18 protein-coding genes are annotated in these 15846 nt (G+C 62.0%); 13 read left to right on the plus strand and 5 right to left on the minus strand.

Going from position 1 to position 15846, the window contains the following annotated elements; translation table 11 throughout:
- Positions 1-64 precede the first annotated feature (64 nt).
- Positions 65-700 (plus strand): class I SAM-dependent methyltransferase, encoded by a 636-nt coding sequence (locus P3M64_RS08135; protein ID WP_132937803.1) that lies wholly within the window; start codon positions 65-67, stop codon positions 698-700.
- Between the two features lie 20 nt (positions 701-720).
- On the opposite strand, the gene P3M64_RS08140 is transcribed toward P3M64_RS08135, so the two are convergent.
- The 3 genes from P3M64_RS08140 to P3M64_RS08150 all read right to left on the minus strand — a co-directional run bounded on the left by P3M64_RS08140 (position 721) and on the right by P3M64_RS08150 (position 2799).
- The gene (locus tag P3M64_RS08140; RefSeq protein ID WP_132937802.1) at positions 721-1533 is read right to left on the minus strand and encodes a carbon-nitrogen hydrolase family protein; all 813 of its coding nucleotides are present in this window, start codon (positions 1531-1533) and stop codon (positions 721-723) included.
- Between the two features lie 40 nt (positions 1534-1573).
- Positions 1574-1834, minus strand: coding sequence for a glutaredoxin 3 (gene grxC / locus P3M64_RS08145; RefSeq protein ID WP_132937801.1), 261 nt, complete (start codon positions 1832-1834; stop codon positions 1574-1576).
- Between the two features lie 155 nt (positions 1835-1989).
- Positions 1990-2799, minus strand: coding sequence for a ComF family protein (locus tag P3M64_RS08150; RefSeq protein WP_322111127.1), 810 nt, complete (start codon positions 2797-2799; stop codon positions 1990-1992).
- Between the two features lie 27 nt (positions 2800-2826).
- Between P3M64_RS08150 and P3M64_RS08155 the strand changes: the two genes are divergently transcribed.
- The 8 genes from P3M64_RS08155 to P3M64_RS08190 all read left to right on the plus strand — a co-directional run bounded on the left by P3M64_RS08155 (position 2827) and on the right by P3M64_RS08190 (position 9367).
- The gene (locus tag P3M64_RS08155; protein ID WP_132937800.1) at positions 2827-3789 is read left to right on the plus strand and encodes a methyltransferase domain-containing protein; all 963 of its coding nucleotides are present in this window, start codon (positions 2827-2829) and stop codon (positions 3787-3789) included.
- On the plus strand, positions 3786-4496 hold the full coding sequence (sfsA, locus tag P3M64_RS08160; RefSeq protein ID WP_132937799.1) for a DNA/RNA nuclease SfsA: 711 nt from the start codon (positions 3786-3788) through the stop codon (positions 4494-4496). The genes P3M64_RS08155 and sfsA overlap by 4 nt, the downstream gene beginning before the upstream one ends.
- A gap of 53 nt (positions 4497-4549) precedes the next feature.
- Complete coding sequence (gene map, locus P3M64_RS08165; protein WP_132937798.1) at positions 4550-5368, plus strand: type I methionyl aminopeptidase; 819 nt, start codon at positions 4550-4552, stop codon at positions 5366-5368.
- Positions 5369-5387: 19 nt separating this feature from the next.
- Entirely contained in the window at positions 5388-6068 is a 681-nt protein-coding gene (radC, locus tag P3M64_RS08170; protein ID WP_132937797.1) for a RadC family protein, read from the plus strand.
- Positions 6069-6122: 54 nt separating this feature from the next.
- The gene (gene queC / locus P3M64_RS08175; protein ID WP_132937796.1) at positions 6123-6830 is read left to right on the plus strand and encodes a 7-cyano-7-deazaguanine synthase QueC; all 708 of its coding nucleotides are present in this window, start codon (positions 6123-6125) and stop codon (positions 6828-6830) included.
- A gap of 6 nt (positions 6831-6836) precedes the next feature.
- Positions 6837-7484 carry a 7-carboxy-7-deazaguanine synthase gene (queE, locus tag P3M64_RS08180; RefSeq protein ID WP_132937795.1) on the plus strand — a complete coding sequence of 216 codons (648 nt, stop codon included), beginning with the start codon at positions 6837-6839 and terminating at the stop codon, positions 7482-7484.
- Between the two features lie 2 nt (positions 7485-7486).
- Positions 7487-8017: a 6-carboxytetrahydropterin synthase gene (locus P3M64_RS08185; RefSeq protein WP_132937794.1), complete on the plus strand. Its 531-nt coding sequence runs from the start codon at positions 7487-7489 to the stop codon at positions 8015-8017.
- Between the two features lie 81 nt (positions 8018-8098).
- Entirely contained in the window at positions 8099-9367 is a 1269-nt protein-coding gene (locus tag P3M64_RS08190; RefSeq protein WP_132937793.1) for an MFS transporter, read from the plus strand.
- Here the strand turns inward: P3M64_RS08190 and P3M64_RS08195 are convergent.
- Positions 9335-9784 (minus strand): MerR family transcriptional regulator, encoded by a 450-nt coding sequence (locus tag P3M64_RS08195; protein WP_132937792.1) that lies wholly within the window; start codon positions 9782-9784, stop codon positions 9335-9337. The genes P3M64_RS08190 and P3M64_RS08195 overlap by 33 nt on opposite strands.
- A gap of 194 nt (positions 9785-9978) precedes the next feature.
- Here P3M64_RS08195 and purB point away from each other — a divergent pair, with 194 nt between their 5' ends.
- Positions 9979-11370 carry an adenylosuccinate lyase gene (purB, locus tag P3M64_RS08200; protein WP_132937791.1) on the plus strand — a complete coding sequence of 464 codons (1392 nt, stop codon included), beginning with the start codon at positions 9979-9981 and terminating at the stop codon, positions 11368-11370.
- Between the two features lie 81 nt (positions 11371-11451).
- Here purB and P3M64_RS08205 read toward each other — a convergent pair whose 3' ends face one another.
- The gene (locus P3M64_RS08205) at positions 11452-11775 is read right to left on the minus strand and encodes a DUF1476 domain-containing protein (protein ID WP_132937790.1); all 324 of its coding nucleotides are present in this window, start codon (positions 11773-11775) and stop codon (positions 11452-11454) included.
- Positions 11776-11992: 217 nt separating this feature from the next.
- Between P3M64_RS08205 and P3M64_RS08210 the strand changes: the two genes are divergently transcribed.
- The 3 genes from P3M64_RS08210 to purC all read left to right on the plus strand — a co-directional run bounded on the left by P3M64_RS08210 (position 11993) and on the right by purC (position 15824).
- A complete protein-coding gene (locus P3M64_RS08210) occupies positions 11993-12751 on the plus strand; it encodes an NRDE family protein (RefSeq protein ID WP_132937789.1) in 759 nt (252 codons plus the stop codon).
- A gap of 174 nt (positions 12752-12925) precedes the next feature.
- Positions 12926-14872 carry an ATP-binding protein gene (locus tag P3M64_RS08215; RefSeq protein ID WP_132937788.1) on the plus strand — a complete coding sequence of 649 codons (1947 nt, stop codon included), beginning with the start codon at positions 12926-12928 and terminating at the stop codon, positions 14870-14872.
- 187 nt (positions 14873-15059) lie between these two features.
- On the plus strand, positions 15060-15824 hold the full coding sequence (purC, locus tag P3M64_RS08220; RefSeq protein ID WP_132937787.1) for a phosphoribosylaminoimidazolesuccinocarboxamide synthase: 765 nt from the start codon (positions 15060-15062) through the stop codon (positions 15822-15824).
- Positions 15825-15846: the final 22 nt, after the last annotated feature.

Consider the following 15846-nt stretch of genomic DNA (forward strand, 5'->3'; position numbering starts at 1 on the left):
CGTAGCGTTCGACGAAGTATCATCGCGTAGTTCGACTTTAAATTATATCTGGAAAACTTAATAAATGACCAAGAACTCCCCCGTAACGCCGCCCCGCCACATCCGCATCGGCACGCCATCGCCTTGGGTCGTCCGTTTCGCGCCGCTGGCGCGCCCCCTGGGCGCGGTACTCGACTTGGCCTGCGGCAACGGGCGGCACGGACGCTTGTTCATCGAACGGGGGTGCGAGGTAACGTTGATCGACCGCAACACCGATTCGATCGCCGATTTACGCTTCGCGCCAAATGCCGAGGTCATCGAAATCGATCTGGAAACCGGTGCGCCGTGGCCCCTTGGCGGTCGCCAATTCGACACCATTATCGTCACCAATTATTTATACCGGCCCCACTTCGACGCCCTCTTGGGGGCGCTCGCCCCGGGGGGACTGTTCCTTTATGAAACCTTCGCCCGCGGCAACGAGGCGTTCACCCGGCCACGCAACCCCGACCACCTGCTCAAAAACGGCGAATTGCTGGAAAAAGTCTTTGGGCGGTTTCAAGTCATCGCCTACGAACACGGCATCGACGAACTGTCGCCAACCCCGGGGGTCGTGCAAAAAATTTGCGCCGTCAACGATCTCGCCCAGAGCGAACGCGACGACGGCGAACCCGCGCCGCACGCACTGTATTCGCCGACGCCCAAAGGGAACGATGCCGGGTAACGATAAATCACGGGGTCATTTTAAAAGGGCCGATCATGGCGCAACGAGGGAATTTTTCGCCGCGCCTCGGTGATTTGACCCGGATCGATCGGAACGACGATGAACCCGGGGTCCACGCCGCCGTCGCCCAGCACCTCGCCCCACGGCGAGACAATCAAGGAATGGCCATAGGTACGCCGGTCGTTGACGTGGACGCCGCATTGGGCGGGCGCGATCACATAACAGCCGTTTTCGATCGCCCGGGCGCGTTGCAGCACGTGCCAGTGCGCCTGCCCCGTGACCTGCGTGAAGGCGGCGGGAACGGCGAAAAAATCGGCCCCACGCCGCGCCAATGTCCGATAAAGGTGGGGGAACCTGAGATCGTAGCACACGCTCATCCCCAACTTGCCCCACGGCAGTTCGGCGAGGACCGCCGCCGCGCCCGGGGCGAAGGTGGCGCTTTCCCGATAGCTTTCACCGCCGCCCAAATCGACGTCGAACATGTGGATCTTGTCATAGCGCGCCGTCACCGTTCCTTGCGGCGAGATCAGAATGCTCCGGTTGGCCACCTTGTCCCCGACGGCGACCGCCAGGGTGCCCGCCAGGATCCAGGCCTCGGTCTCCTGGGCCAGGGCGCGAAACGCCGCCAGCGCCGGATGGCTGTCTTCGTCGAAGGCGCGGGCGCGAACGTTGTCCGCGCCCCAGGTCATCATCGCCACGTTTTCGGGCATGGCGATGAAATCGGCCCCGGCATCGCGGGCGCGCCGCGCCAACGCGCAGGCGTGGGCGATGTTGTCGTCCATGTCCTCGCCGGCGTTGACCTGAACGCAGGCCGCCGTGAAAACTTCGGCCATTTTTTCTTCCCTTCGGTTCCGACCCTTGCCTCGGCGCGAATTATTTCAGACCCAGCATCTTGTCCAGTTCGCCGTCGAAATCCAAATCGAACATATCGTCGCAGCCACCGATCGCCTTACCGGCGATGAAAATCTGCGGCACCGTGTGGCCGTTGGAGCGTTCCTCCATTTCACGACGCCGGGCGCGATCCCTCATAACGTCGATCTCGGTATAGGAGACGCCTTTTTTGTCCAACAACGCCTTCGCGCGCGCGCAGTAAGGACAAATCGGCGTGGTGTAAATTTCAACTTCAACAGACATTTCCAAAGGCTCCATTAGGGCGAGCCTAAACGGTCGCCCCTCAAATAAACGCGAACGGTTGCGGCATCGTCCGCTCCCGTCCTTCCCGTATATCGCCGTCGAAATTCCACGTCCACGGAAAACCGTACATCTTCACCGTGGTGTGGGACGCCCCCTCAGATTCCAGGCGTCAAAACCCGCGCCAAGGTCAGCACGTCAACCCTGGCCGCCCCCGCCGCCAGCAACACCCGAGCGCAGGCGCTCGCCGTCGCTCCGGTCGTCAGCACATCGTCGATCAAGACGATACGCTTGGCCGCGATGCGCCGCAGTCGGGCGGGCGGCGCGACGAACGCCCCACGCACGTTGTTCGCCCGGCGCGTTCGGTCGAATTTACCCTGCGGCGGCGTGCGTCGGGTGCGCACCAGAACTTCGGGAAGATACGTCACCGGCGGATCTTGGTGAGGATGGGCCGCGCACCACACCGCCGCCAGGGCGCGGGCCAACAACGCCGACTGGTTGTAGCGGCGGAACAGCAATCGGGTCCAATGCAAGGGCACCGGCACGATCAGATCGGCATCCTCCAGAAGCTCCCGCCCGGCGCGCGCCAACCAATGGGCATAGGCGGCGACACCTTCGCTGCGGTCGCCGTGTTTGAGAGCGAGAACAAGACCTCGCGACGCATGGTCGTAAGAAAATACGGCGCGCGCCCGCGCATAAACCGGGCGACGCCCGAGGCACGACGCGCACAACGCGCCGTCTCCGACGGCATAGGTGAACGGCTGGCCGCAAGCATCGCAGCACGGCGCGCCGAGAAACGTAATCTTCCCCCAACATGACGCGCACAGCGCCGCGTCCCCGGCGATAACCTCGCCGCACCCCAAGCAGCGGGGCGGCAACACCCGATCGAGGATGTTTCTGCCGGCGACGATCAAGGCCCCGCCGCGCCGCGGTCGTGGCGACGCGGGGCGATTTAGATCGTTTATCAAGTCTCCACGATGTGCCATACATCCACAATGTCCGATTCCATAACCATCTTCAACCGCGCCGCCGTACGCCAGCACCGCACACGGGCCGCCACCGCCGCCTTCGTCGACGCCGATTTCCTATTCCGCGAGGTCGCCGAACGGTTGACCGAACGGCTCGACGACGTGCGCCGAAGCTTTCCCCACGCCCTCGACCTCGGCTGTCATGACGGCACCGTCGCGCGGCTGCTGGGCGCGCGCGGCGACATCGCCACCTTGGTGCAAAGCGACCTGTCGCCCGCCATGACGGCGCGCGCCAAGGACATGACGGACGGCCCCGCCGGACGCACCCACCATACCCTCGCCGCGGACGAAGAAGCCCTGCCGTTTCGCGACCATGCTTTCGATCTCGTGCTCTCCAACCTAAGTCTGCACTGGGTCAACGATTTGCCGGGTGCGCTGGTGCAAATTCGCCGCGCCCTGAAGCCCGACGGATTGTTTCTGGGGGCGTTGCTGGGCGGACAGACCTTATGGGAGCTGCGCGAGGCCTTAAGCGCGGCGGAAATCGAATGCGAGGACGGCCTAAGCCCCCGCGTTTCGCCGTTCGCCGACGTCCGCGACGCCGGCAATTTGCTCACCCGCGCCGGCTTCACGTTGCCCGTCGCCGACATCGAAACGATCACCGTCTCCTATCGCGATCCCCTCAAATTATTGGGCGACCTGCGCGCGATGGGCGAAAGCAACGCCGTGATCGAGCGGCGCAAGACCCCGCTGCGCCGCCAAACCCTGTTGCGCGCGATGGCGCTATACCAGGACCGTTTCGCCGCCCCGGACGGGCGCGTGCCGGCGACTTTTCAAATTATTTATCTGACCGCCTGGTCGCCATCTCCCGACCAACCCCAGCCCCTCGCCCGAGGCAGCGCCACCCACGCGCTGGCCGACGCTTTGAGTAGTGACGCCTTGGGCGATACGCCGGATAAAGACCACAGCGCCCCGAAAGGCCCTCAGCGATGAAATTCGACACCCCCCTCCTTCGTGGAACCTTGGTCAAGCGCTACAAACGTTTCATGGCCGACATTATCCTTGAGGACGGCGTGGAAATTACCGCCCATTGCGCCAACTCGGGGTCCATGCTGTCGCTGCTCGAAACCGGCGCCGAGGTTTGGGTATCGCCCGCCGACAACCCGAAACGCAAACTCCGGTACACCTGGGAATTGGTGCGCGCCCAGGGCGTCCTGGTCGGCATCAACACGGCGCGCCCCAACGCCATCGTCGCGGAGGCCGTCGCGGCGGGGCGCATCGACGAACTGGCGGCCTATCGCGGCATCCGCCGGGAGGTCAAATACGGCAAGAACTCGCGCATCGACCTGTTGCTCGATGGGGCCGGCCTGCCCGACTGTTATGTCGAGGTCAAGAACGTCACCTTGAAACGCGCCCCCGACCCTCACGGCGCGCTCGAATTTCCCGACGCCGTCACCAGCCGGGGGGCGAAACACCTGGCGGAACTGTCGGACATGGTCCGCCAGGGCCACCGCGCGGTCATGTTGTATCTGGTGCAGCGCGACGACGGCGGGCACTTCTCCTTGGCGACCGACATCGACCCTGCATATCGACAAGCTTTTGATTTTGCAAAAAAATCCGGTGTTGAGGCGTTATGCTATCGGTGCCGGGTTTGTCCCGAGGAAATTACCCTTGGCGACGCCGTGCCGATTGTTTTGTGACGCCTGGGAAACTGCCTATTTCATTCTGCGTATAAAATGCCATAATCCCCCGCATGAACGATATCGAAACGACATACGCCCACGACGAGGGGCGACGCATAAAAATCCACAGCGCCGATGATTTCGAGGGCATGCGCAAGGCCGGTCGTCTCGCCGCCCTGACCCTCGACATGATCGCCCCGCACGTCAAACCCGGCGTCACCACCGACGAGCTGGACGCGCTGTGCCACGCCTTCACGCTGGATCACGGCGCGACGCCCGCACCGTTGGATTACCGCGGCTTCCCCAAGTCGATCTGCACTTCGGTCAACCATGTCGTCTGCCACGGTATCCCCGGTGACAAGCGTCTCGCCGACGGCGACATCGTGAACATCGACGTCACCCCCATCGTGGACGGCTGGTACGGCGACAGTTCGCGGATGTATACGGTCGGAAAGCCCACGGTCAAGGCGGCGCGCCTGATCGACATCACCTTCGAGGCGATGTGGCGCGGCATCCGCGCGGTCAAGCCGGGCGCGACCCTGGGCGACGTCGGTCACGCCATCCAAAGTTACGCCGAGGGCGAACGGTGTTCGGTGGTGCGCGATTTTTGCGGGCACGGCCTGGGGCGGATTTTCCACGACGCCCCCAACGTCATGCACTATGGCCATCCCGGCGAGGGCGTGGTGCTGCGCGAGGGTATGTTCTTCACCATCGAACCGATGATCAATCTGGGCCGCTTCGACGTCAAGATTCTATCCGACGGCTGGACCGCGGTGACCAAGGACCGCTCGCTGTCGGCGCAGTTCGAACACTCCCTGGGCGTCACCGCCGACGGCTTCGAGGTCTTCACCCTGTCCCCGGCCGGCCTCGACAAGCCGCCCTACGCCTAGCCCGGCGAACGGCTCGCCGATGCGCCCTCCTTCCCCTCACAACGGCCACCGCCAGCGTCTGCGCGCGCGATTTCTCAAAGGCGGGTCCGGGGCCCTGGCCGATTATGAAATGCTTGAACTGGTGCTGTTCATGGCCCTGCCGCGCCAGGACGTAAAGCCCTTGGCGAAGGCCCTGATCAAGCGGTTCGGCTCCTACGCCGGGGCCATATCGGCGGACCGCGCCGAACTGATGGCGCTGGACGGCGTTGGCGATAGCGTCGTCACCACTTTGAAAGTGGTGCGCGAAAGCGCCCTTTTGCTCGGCCGCGAAAGCCTGCTCGGGCGGCCCGTCCTCGCCAACTGGCAAAGCCTGATCGACTATTGCCGCGCCGCCATGGGGTTCGAGAAAACCGAACAATTTCGCATCCTGTTTCTCAACCGCAAAAACGCCCTGATCGCCGATGAAATGCAGCAAACAGGCACCGTCGATCACACCCCGGTGTACCCCCGCGAGGTCATCAAGCGGGCCTTGGAGTTGGGCGCCAGCGCGATCATCATGGTGCACAACCACCCCAGCGACGAGGCGCGACCGTCGAAAGACGACATCGCGATGACCAAAAACGTCCGCGACGCCGGCGAGAAACTGGGCATCGTCCTGCACGATCATATTATCGTCACCAAAGCCGCCCACAGTTCATTTAAAGCCATGGGGTTGTTGTGACGGGTTTGCTATAAGAGGCCCGTTGTCGTGGATTTTCCATAGAGGTTATTGACCGTGTTCGAAAAAGACGCCCGCGCCCTCGTCCTATTTTCCGGCGGCCAGGACAGCACGACCTGTCTCGCCTGGGCCCTGGACGCCTTCGCCCATGTCGAGACCGTCGGCTTCGATTATGGCCAGCGCCATGATATCGAACTGAGCTGCCGCACAACCGTGATCCAACACCTGCGCGCGCGCTTCCCCGCCTGGGCAGAAAAACTGGGCGCGGATCGGGTCCTCGACCTTCCCGTTCTCGGCGATGTCGCCGACAGCACCCTGACCCGCGAGGGGGAAATCGCCCTGGATGCAAGCGGCCTACCCAATACCTTCGTGCCCGGGCGCAATTTGTTGTTTTTCACCCTGGCCGGTGCGTTGGGCTTTCGGCGCGGCGCCCGCCATCTGGTCGGGGGCATGTGCGAAACCGATTATTCGGGCTATCCCGATTGCCGCGACGATACCTTGAAGGCGCTCCAGGTCGCCCTCGGCCTGGGCATGGACACCCGATGCGTCATCCATACCCCGTTAATGTGGATCGACAAGGGCGAAACCTGGCGCATGGCCCACCGCCTGGGCGGCGACGCCCTGGTCGAATTGATCGTCGAGGACACCCACACCTGTTACCGCGGCGATCGCACGGCGCGCCACCCCTGGGGCTACGGCTGCGCCGCCTGCCCGGCCTGCGACCTGCGCCGGGCCGGTTGGGACGCCTACGTCAAGGGAAACTAGGGCGCGATGAGCTACGCCATCAAGGAGATGTTTTATACCCTGCAAGGGGAAGGCGCACGGGCGGGCCGCCCCGCCGTGTTCTGCCGCTTTGCGGGCTGCAACCTGTGGTCGGGGCGCGAGGAGGATCGCGCCCAGGCGCGCTGCACCTTCTGCGATACCGATTTCGTCGGCGTCGATGGCGCGGGCGGCGGGCGCTTCGAGGACGCCGACGATCTTGCCCACGCCATCGAACGCCTGTGGCCGACGCCGGCGGAGACGGAGAAGGCGGGCGGGCGTTATGTCGTGCTGACCGGCGGCGAGCCGACGCTACAGATCGACGCCGCCCTGATCGACGCCCTCCACGCGCGCCATTTCGAAATTGCCCTGGAAACCAACGCCACCCGCGTCCCGCCACCCGGGATCGACTGGATTTGCGCCAGCCCCAAGGGCGACGCGCCACTTGCCGTCGGGGCGGGCGACGAGTTGAAATTGGTTTACCCCCAGCCCGGCGTCGATCCCGCCGCGTTCGCCGACCTTGACTTCACGCATTTTTTCCTGCAGCCCATGGATGGCCCCGAGCGGGCGCGCAACACCGCCCTGACGGTGCGCTACTGTCTCGATCACCCATGCTGGAAACTGTCCCTGCAAACCCACAAAATCATAGGAATTCCATAACGATGACCTATCTGGTCACCCGCACGATCGGGATCGACGCCGGACACCGGATTATGACTCACGGCTCGAAATGCCGCCACCTGCACGGCCATCGCTATACCATCGAAGCGACCTGCAAGGCGCGCGGCGACGCCTTGCAGAGCAACGGCGAACAGACCGACATGGTGATTGACTTCGGTTTTTTAAAAGAGGAGATGGAGCGCCATATCGACGCCCCCTGCGATCACGGCTTTATCGCCGCCCTGGGTGATGTCGAGGTGTTGGCGATGTTCGCGCCCCTTGATTGTGATTTTGAAATATGGCATCAAGACATACGCGCGGAAATCGAAAAAATCGGATATTGCACCACTGTTGATTGCCGCTTGCAGACGAAATTATATATCGTCGATTTTCACCCCACCGCGGAATGTCTGGCCAAACACTGGTTCATGCGCCTGGATGAAGCCGTGCGTGCGCGAAGCGGCGACGCCGCCGTGATCGACCGCGTGCGGGTCTGGGAAACCCCAAACTGCTGGGCCGAATATGGCGCCTGAAAATATGGCGCCTAAAATGGAATTTAATCGCAAGCATTCCAATCAAGCCGGCCCACAACCCAACAACGCAATGGAAGCGCCATGACCGCCCCGAATGTTTCGCCCCAGCAGTCCTCCCCGGGCGTTCTCGTCGTTCTGCGCGTATTCCTGCCCTTCGCCATGGGCTTTTACCTGTCCTATCTGTACCGGGTCGTCAACGCCGTCATTGCGCCCGAGCTGATTACCGACATGGGATTGGACGCCAACGCCCTCGGATTGATGACCAGCGCCTATTTTTTGGCCTTCGCGATGATCCAGATTCCGGTCGGCGTTTTCCTCGACCGTTACGGTCCCCGGCGCACCGAAGCGGCGCTCTTGTGTTTCGCCGCCCTGGGCGCGGTAATCTTCGCCCTCGCCCCGGACACGGCGTTCCTGGTTGCCGGGCGCGCCCTGATCGGCCTCGGGGTTTCGGCCTGCCTGATGGCGGCGTTCACGGCGTCGGTGATGTGGTTCGCCAAGGAACGCCTAGCGTTGGTCAACGGAGCCTTGTTGATGTTCGGCGGCCTGGGCGCCCTCAGCGCGACCAGGCCGGTCGAATTCGCCCTCAATTTTTTCGACTGGCGAGGCGTTTTCCTTGTCTTGGCCGCACTGACGCTCGGCGTCGCCGGACTGATCATCGCCGTGGTTCCCGAACGCAAACACGCCCACCATGGGGCGCGCCTGATCGAGCAAATCCGGGGAGTCGGTCATATTTTAACCGACCGCGCCTTTTGGGCGATCGCGCCGGCGTGTATCGTCGCCCAGGCGACCTTCCTCGCCGTGCAAAGCCTTTGGGCGGGGCCGTGGTTGCGCGACGTCGCCGGGCTTGATCGCGCCCAAAGCGCCAATGTCCTGTTTTTATCGGCGGCGGCGATGACCGCTGGATTTTTGCTCAGCGGGGTCATCGCCGAGCGGTTGGGGCGTTTCGGCGTGCGCCCGATGAGCGTGGCCTTGGGCGGCATGGCTCTATTCATGGTGGTTCAAATCGGCATTATCGCGGGGGTCACGACGTGGGCCGCCCCGCTGTGGGCGGCGTTCGCCTTCCTCGGCACCACGGGCACGCTGGCCTACGCCGCGCTGTCGCAGAATTTCCCCGCCCACCTCGCCGGAAGGGTCAACGCATCGTTAAATGTGTTCGTTTTCATCTTGGCCTTCGCCGCCCAGTGGGGCATTGGAGCGATCATCAACCTATGGCCCCGCCTGGCGGACGGCGGCTACGATCCCGCAGGCTACCGGGCGGCATTTATAACCATGTTCGCGCTGCAGGCTCTTACCGCCACGTTATACTTGGCGATGCGGCTACGGGGTTCCCGAGCGCGGAATTTCCGATAGGGCGTCAATGATCCGGCATTGCGTGACATCGCCGCCCGCGCACGTGTCCGCCAGCGTTTTCAAGGAGCGTTCCATGGCTTTCAGATCGGCGATCTTGGCGCGGACATCAGCCAGATGATCCAAGGCGATATCCCGCACTTCGGCGCACGTGTACGCGCCGCCGTCCACCCGCCTTAAAAGCGCGCCAATGTCCTGCAGGGTAAAGCCCAATGCCCGCGAGCGGCGTATAAACGACAGCCGGGACACGGCCGCATCGTCATAGGCCCGATGGCCGCCTTCGGTCCTGGGCGGCGGCGCCAGAAGCCCTATGCGTTCGTAGTAGCGGATCGTTTCCACCGGACAGCCGCTCAGGCGCGACAAAACGCCAATCGCATGTTTCGCCGGCGGCGGTCCGCTTTCGTTTGTGGCCTTGCGCATGAACGCCTCCTTTCAACACCGCCGGCCCTCCGTTTGGGCGACGCGCGCACACGCGGATCATAGCGTTTTCTCGCCGATCGGTAAAAAGAAGCGGTCCATCATTTGCCGATCCATATATTTCGTTCGCGCTTCGAACCTGCTATACCCCGCGTGAACCCTATTTTTTCGCCCGTCTAGCCGAGAGGCCTTTGCCCATGATTCCCCGCTACAGCCGCCCCGAAATGGTCGCCATTTGGGAGCCCGCCAACAAATTCCGCATCTGGTTCGAAATCGAAGCCCACGCCTGCGACGCGCAAAGCCGGCTCGGCGTCATCCCCGCCGCCGCCGCCAAGACCGTCTGGGAGAAAGGCGACAAACCCTACACCCCCGAGCGGATCGCCCGCATCGACGAGATCGAGTTGGAAACCAAGCACGACGTCATCGCGTTTCTAACCGAACTGGCCGAACACATCGGCGAGCCTTCGCGCTTCGTCCACCAGGGCATGACCTCTTCGGACGTCCTCGACACCTGCCTGTCCGTGCAACTCAGTCAGGCCGCCGATCTTCTGCTCGCCGACCTCGATAAATTGCTGGCCGCCCTCAAGCGCCGGGCGTTCGAGGCCAAGGACATGCCGTGCATCGGGCGCAGCCACGGCATTCATGCCGAACCGGTGACCTATGGCCTGAAATTCGCCCGTTTTTACGCCGAGTTCGCACGCCACCGCGACCGCCTGCTGCGCGCCCGGATGGACATCGCCACCTGCGCCATCTCCGGCGCGGTCGGCACCTTCGCCAACATCGACCCCGCGGTCGAGGAATACGTCGCCGACAAACTGGGCCTCACCCCCGAGCCGGTTTCGACCCAGGTTATTCCACGCGACCGTCACGCCGCCTTTTTCGCCACCCTAGGTGTGATCGCCAGTTCGATCGAAAACGTCGCCATTGAGATTCGTCACGCCCAGCGTACCGAAGTGCGCGAGGCCCAGGAATATTTCGCGCCGGGACAAAAAGGCTCCAGCGCGATGCCCCACAAACGCAACCCGATCTTGAGCGAAAACCTGACCGGCCTGGCGCGCACCGTGCGTATGGCGGTGGTTCCGGCGCTGGAAAACGTCGCCCTGTGGCACGAACGGGATATTTCTCATTCGTCGGTGGAACGGATGATCGGCCCCGACGCCACGGTCACCCTGGATTTCGCCCTGGGTCGCCTGACCGGCCTGATCGACAAATTGGTGCTGTATCCCCAGAACATGCGCGATCAGTTGAATAATTTCGGCGGGATTCACGACGCCCAACGGGTCTTGTTGTACCTGACCCAGAACGGCGTCTCGCGCGAGGACGCCTATAAAATCGTGCAGCGCAACGCCATGCGGGTGTGGAAGAGCTTCGGCATCGATCCCGACAACACCGACGCCCCCGCCCCACTGGATGAAACGGAAAAAGAGGCCGCCGGGCATGAAAACCGGCTGTTTTTCTTCTTGTCCAAGGATCAAGACCTGGCCAAAGCCTTGAGGGTCGAGGACCTGAAGGCCTTACTTGAGGAAGATTCGATCAGCTACCACACCAAGCGCGTCGATACGATCTTCAAGCGCGTCTTCGGCGCATAGGCCGAAGCGTCCGCCCCCGCCAAGAGGGGGCGGACGCTTCTCTCCAAAAGACGCCCCGCACCCTATCGGCGAGCGCATAAATCAGCGGGCCGCGACCTCGTCCACGGCCCGCGCCATTAGGCGCTCGGCCTCGCGGCGGACATCGGCCTCGTCGAGGGCCAACCCCCGGGCGCGCACATCACCCATAATTTTGGCGACCATGTCGTCGATTCCCGGAACGTCCAGATCGGAAAGGACGACTTCCTTGGCGTAGGCCTCGGCCTGTGCGCCCGAAAGCCCCATCTTTTCGGCCAACCACAGGCCGAGCAGCTTGTTGCGTCGCGACTCGGCCTTAAACCGCAGTTCGCTGTCTTGTTGCAGCTTTGCCTCAAAGCCCTTACCCCGAGACGAAAACGAGTTAGACATAAGATGTTACCTCTTGATCATTGGCGCCGCGCCTCTCGAAAATTAAGAACACCCTCGCATGAGACGCCTTATTTAGATTTATGCCTAACTGCCGGAATGTACAATACGTACACGCCATTTTCACACACGCGCCATTTTCGGATCATTTAAAAATGAATCGCCGAAAGACGCGTCGAGACGGTTGATCTTCGCTGCCCGGGCGCGTGTAATCGCACTTATGTGCACCCTCGTCGTTCAGCGTACCTTGAACCACCCCTGGCCCCTGATCTTGGGCGCGAACCGGGACGAAATGATCGGTCGGTCATGGCGCGCGCCCGCGCGCCATTGGCCCGACCGCCCGCAAACCACCGCCGGACTGGATCTTGGCGGCGGTGGGAGTTGGCTCGGCCTCAACGATTACGGGGTCGTCGCCGCGGTCCTCAATCAGCCGCGGACCCTCGGGCCGGATAGCGCCAAACGCACGCGAGGCGAACTTCCGTTGGAGGCCCTCGATCACGCCGACGCCTACACGGCGGCGGGGGCCCTATGTCATATCGACCCGCGCGCGTATCGCCCGTTCCACTTATTCATCGCCGACAATCGCAACGCCTACGTCCTCAGTTCCGACGGCCGGGGCGATGTCCTCGTACAAACCCTGAGTGCGGGATTGTCGATGATTACCGCCCATGGCCTGAACGCCCACCCGCCGTCGGCCAGGGTGCGCACCTACCTGCCCCGTTTCGCCAAGGCCGCCCCGCCCGACCCGGAACGCGGCGCATGGGAAGACTGGAAACGTCTACTCGCCTGCCCTCTTTTCGACGCCGACGACGGCCCCGCCGGGGCCATGAACATCCACGGCGAAGACGGCTTCGCCACCGTCAGCTCATCCCTGATCGCCTTGCCCGAACAACGCAACAAAGACCGCCCGCCCGTATGGCTTTTCACCTCGACGCCCGGCGACGCCGCCTCCTATGATGGTATTTATACTCAATTATAATCGCTTTATTTTATTCTTAATTTATATCTATTCTACTTGGGTAGGGGGGATATTCGCGATTATAGTTCAGAAAATTTTGGCGGCGAAAATCAGCCGTGTGACGGGTTCTTCGCAGATCCTATTTCGTGGCGCCACACTTCGCAGTATGGTTCCCCACACAGGACGCTTTAAACGATGCATGCGTTGATACATTTCTTGGGGCCGGGCGATATTCCTGCGTCGGTTTACGCCGTTCGGCACGACCCCGCTCTGGTGGCGGCGTCGGTCGCCACCGCGTTTGTCTGCGCAATCGTCGTCTTTGAATTGATCGAGAGGATGGCCGGCGCCCGCACGACCCGGTCAAGATTGTTGTGGCTCGTTCCCGGAAGTCTGATTTTTGGCGGCGGTGTTTGGGCGACCCACTTCATCGCCATGGTTGGGCTGTCCCTGCCCGACGTCACAACCCACGATACATGGATGAGGGGCGTGTCCGTCATGTCGGGAACCCTGGCGGCGAGCGGGGCGTTCTATCTGATCGGCGCACGCCCCATAGTCCCGGCGCGCACCGTCCTGTCGGGCGTCATGATAGGGCTCGCCATCGCCGTCATCCACTACACCGCCATGGCCGCCATGCGCACCCCCTTTCCGGTCATGTACGACCCCATCCCGTTCACCGCCTCGATTGCGGCGGCGATCGGACTGTCGGTCCTGGCGCTCTTCGTCAAGGGCGCGCCGAGCGAGAACCCCGTCACCCTACGGGTCCTTGTGCGCCGGTCCGTCGGCGCTCTGATCTTGGGTTCGGCGATTGTCGCGACACACTATGTCGCCGACCAGGGGACCTATTATTTTTCCATGCGCCCCGAACAAACCGCCGGACTGGGCTTCGAGCGCGAGGCTATCGGCTTCGCCGTGACCGCGGTGACGTTCTTAATCATGATCACGGCCCTAATCGGCGCCATTATTTCCCGGCACGTCGAAACGATCGGGCGCCTCAGGATAGAAATCGCAGAACGCAAAAAAGCCGAGATCCGCATTCGCAAACTATCACGCGCCGTCGAACAAAGTCCGGTGTCGGTCATGATTACCGACCTTGACGGCCACCTTGAGTACGTTAATCCAAAATTCCTTCAGGCCACGGGGTACACCACCGCGGAAGTTATCGGCCGCAATCCCCGTTTCCTGAAATCCGGGACCATGTCGAAGGACCAATACAGAGAACTGTGGCGAACCATTTCCTCGGGCGGAGAGTGGCGCGGAGAAATGCACAATATCCGCAAAGATGGGTCACGTTTCTGGGAGTACGCCAGTATTTCCCCGATTCGCGACCCGGATGGAAAAATTGTCAGCTATCTGGCCGTCAAAGAGGACATTACGGATCGCAAGGCCGCCGAGGACGACCTATTGCGCGCCAAAGAACAGGCGGAATACGCCGATCATGCGAAAACCCAATTTCTCGCCAGCATGAGCCACGAATTACGCACCCCGCTCAACGCCATCATCGGCTTTTCCGACCTTCTCATGCACCAAGACATCGAAACTTTGGGAAACAAGAAATATCGCGGTTATGTCTCCGACATCAACGCCGCCGGCCAGCATTTGCTCGAAATCATTACCGATATTCTCGATATGTCGAAAATCGAAAGCGAGACGCTGGAGCTACACGAAGAAACCATCGACCTGAACGCCATTTTGCAAACGTGTGAACATCTGGCCCTTGGGCAGGCCGAGGACAAAAACATTCACCTCGCGCTGGAGTTGGCCGAAACGCCCTTGCTGTTGCTGGCCGATCGCCTGAGAGTTAAGCAAATTTTCATCAACTTACTGGGCAACGCCATTAAGTTTACGCCGCAAAATGGGCGAATCGTGACAAGAAGCGCGCTTCTTGCGAACGGCGCGCTCAAGGTGACGGTATCGGACAACGGCATTGGGATGAGTCCCGAAGACATTCCCCACGCCCTCGAACCGTTCGGACAACTTACGGACACCGCGTCCCACCCCCACGAAGGCGTCGGGCTGGGCCTTTATCTGGCGCGCGTGTTTACCGAAAAACATGGCGGAACGTTGAGTATTGAAAGCAATCTCGGCAAAGGCACCCGGATTTCGGTCGTTTTTCCCGGTGAGAGAATATTCCAGGCGGCCTGAGGCGTGACGCCCTCCGGGTGGCGCGTAAAACCGACGCAACGGCTCCACCCGGGGCTATTCTCGCCGCCCCATCCCGCCCTGTAACATTGTTTTGCCCGGGGGGACCTGCTATAGAGCAGACTTTGAGAGGCGACGCGCCTCACCGCCGCCGCCGCCCCTCGCACAGATCGAAAACGGACACACAGCCATGGCCAAACGCAGACAACTTTTCGAAGGCAAAGCCAAGGTGCTTTTCGAAGGGCCCGAACCGGGGACCCTCGTGCAGTACTTCAAGGACGACGCCACCGCCTTCAACAATCAGAAAAAAGGCACCATTACCGGCAAGGGCGTACTCAACAACCGCATTTCCGAGTACCTGATGACCCGCCTCGGCGAGATCGGCATCCCGACCCATTTCGTGCGCCGCCTGAACATGCGCGAACAGCTCATACGCGAGGTCGAAATCGTCCCCGTCGAAGTCGTCATCCGCAACATCGTCGCGGGATCTCTGGCCAAACGCTTCGCCATCGAGGAAGGCACCGCGCTGCCCCGTTCCATCGTCGAGTATTACTACAAGAAAGACGAACTGGACGATCCCATGATCTCCGAGGAACACATCACCGCCTTCGGCTGGGCGACGCCTCCGGAACTGGACGAAATCATGGCGATGAGCCTGCGCATCAACGATTTCCTGACCGGCCTGTTCCTCGGCATCGGCATCCGCCTGATCGATTTCAAGCTGGAATTCGGCCGCCTGTGGGAAGACGACCAGATGCGCATCGTCCTGGCCGATGAAATCAGCCCCGACAACTGCCGCCTGTGGGACCTCAAGACCAACGAAAAACTGGATAAGGACCGCTTCCGCCGCGACCTCGGCGGGATCGAGGAAGCCTACCAGGAAGTCGCCCGGCGTCTCGGCATCCTGCCGGAAAGCGGCCCCAACGATTATCAAGGCCCGGAAACCATCCAATAAGGGTGCTTTTTGCCAAAAGGAG

The organism is Varunaivibrio sulfuroxidans, assembly GCF_029318635.1.
GTDB classification, from domain to species: Bacteria; Pseudomonadota; Alphaproteobacteria; order Rhodospirillales; family Magnetovibrionaceae; genus Varunaivibrio; species Varunaivibrio sulfuroxidans.

Coding starts and splice junctions, on each gene's coding strand:
- P3M64_RS08135 (WP_132937803.1), top strand. CDS start 65: ATGACCAAGAACTCCCCCGTAACGCCGCCCCGCCACATCCGCATCGGC.
- P3M64_RS08140 (WP_132937802.1), bottom strand. CDS start 1,533: ATGGCCGAAGTTTTCACGGCGGCCTGCGTTCAGGTCAACGCCGGCGAG.
- grxC (WP_132937801.1), bottom strand. CDS start 1,834: ATGTCTGTTGAAGTTGAAATTTACACCACGCCGATTTGTCCTTACTGC.
- P3M64_RS08155 (WP_132937800.1), top strand. CDS start 2,827: ATGTCCGATTCCATAACCATCTTCAACCGCGCCGCCGTACGCCAGCAC.
- sfsA (WP_132937799.1), top strand. CDS start 3,786: ATGAAATTCGACACCCCCCTCCTTCGTGGAACCTTGGTCAAGCGCTAC.
- map (WP_132937798.1), top strand. CDS start 4,550: ATGAACGATATCGAAACGACATACGCCCACGACGAGGGGCGACGCATA.
- radC (WP_132937797.1), top strand. CDS start 5,388: ATGCGCCCTCCTTCCCCTCACAACGGCCACCGCCAGCGTCTGCGCGCG.
- queE (WP_132937795.1), top strand. CDS start 6,837: ATGAGCTACGCCATCAAGGAGATGTTTTATACCCTGCAAGGGGAAGGC.
- P3M64_RS08185 (WP_132937794.1), top strand. CDS start 7,487: ATGACCTATCTGGTCACCCGCACGATCGGGATCGACGCCGGACACCGG.
- P3M64_RS08190 (WP_132937793.1), top strand. CDS start 8,099: ATGACCGCCCCGAATGTTTCGCCCCAGCAGTCCTCCCCGGGCGTTCTC.
- P3M64_RS08195 (WP_132937792.1), bottom strand. CDS start 9,784: ATGCGCAAGGCCACAAACGAAAGCGGACCGCCGCCGGCGAAACATGCG.
- purB (WP_132937791.1), top strand. CDS start 9,979: ATGATTCCCCGCTACAGCCGCCCCGAAATGGTCGCCATTTGGGAGCCC.
- P3M64_RS08205 (WP_132937790.1), bottom strand. CDS start 11,775: ATGTCTAACTCGTTTTCGTCTCGGGGTAAGGGCTTTGAGGCAAAGCTG.
- P3M64_RS08210 (WP_132937789.1), top strand. CDS start 11,993: ATGTGCACCCTCGTCGTTCAGCGTACCTTGAACCACCCCTGGCCCCTG.
- P3M64_RS08215 (WP_132937788.1), top strand. CDS start 12,926: ATGCATGCGTTGATACATTTCTTGGGGCCGGGCGATATTCCTGCGTCG.
- purC (WP_132937787.1), top strand. CDS start 15,060: ATGGCCAAACGCAGACAACTTTTCGAAGGCAAAGCCAAGGTGCTTTTC.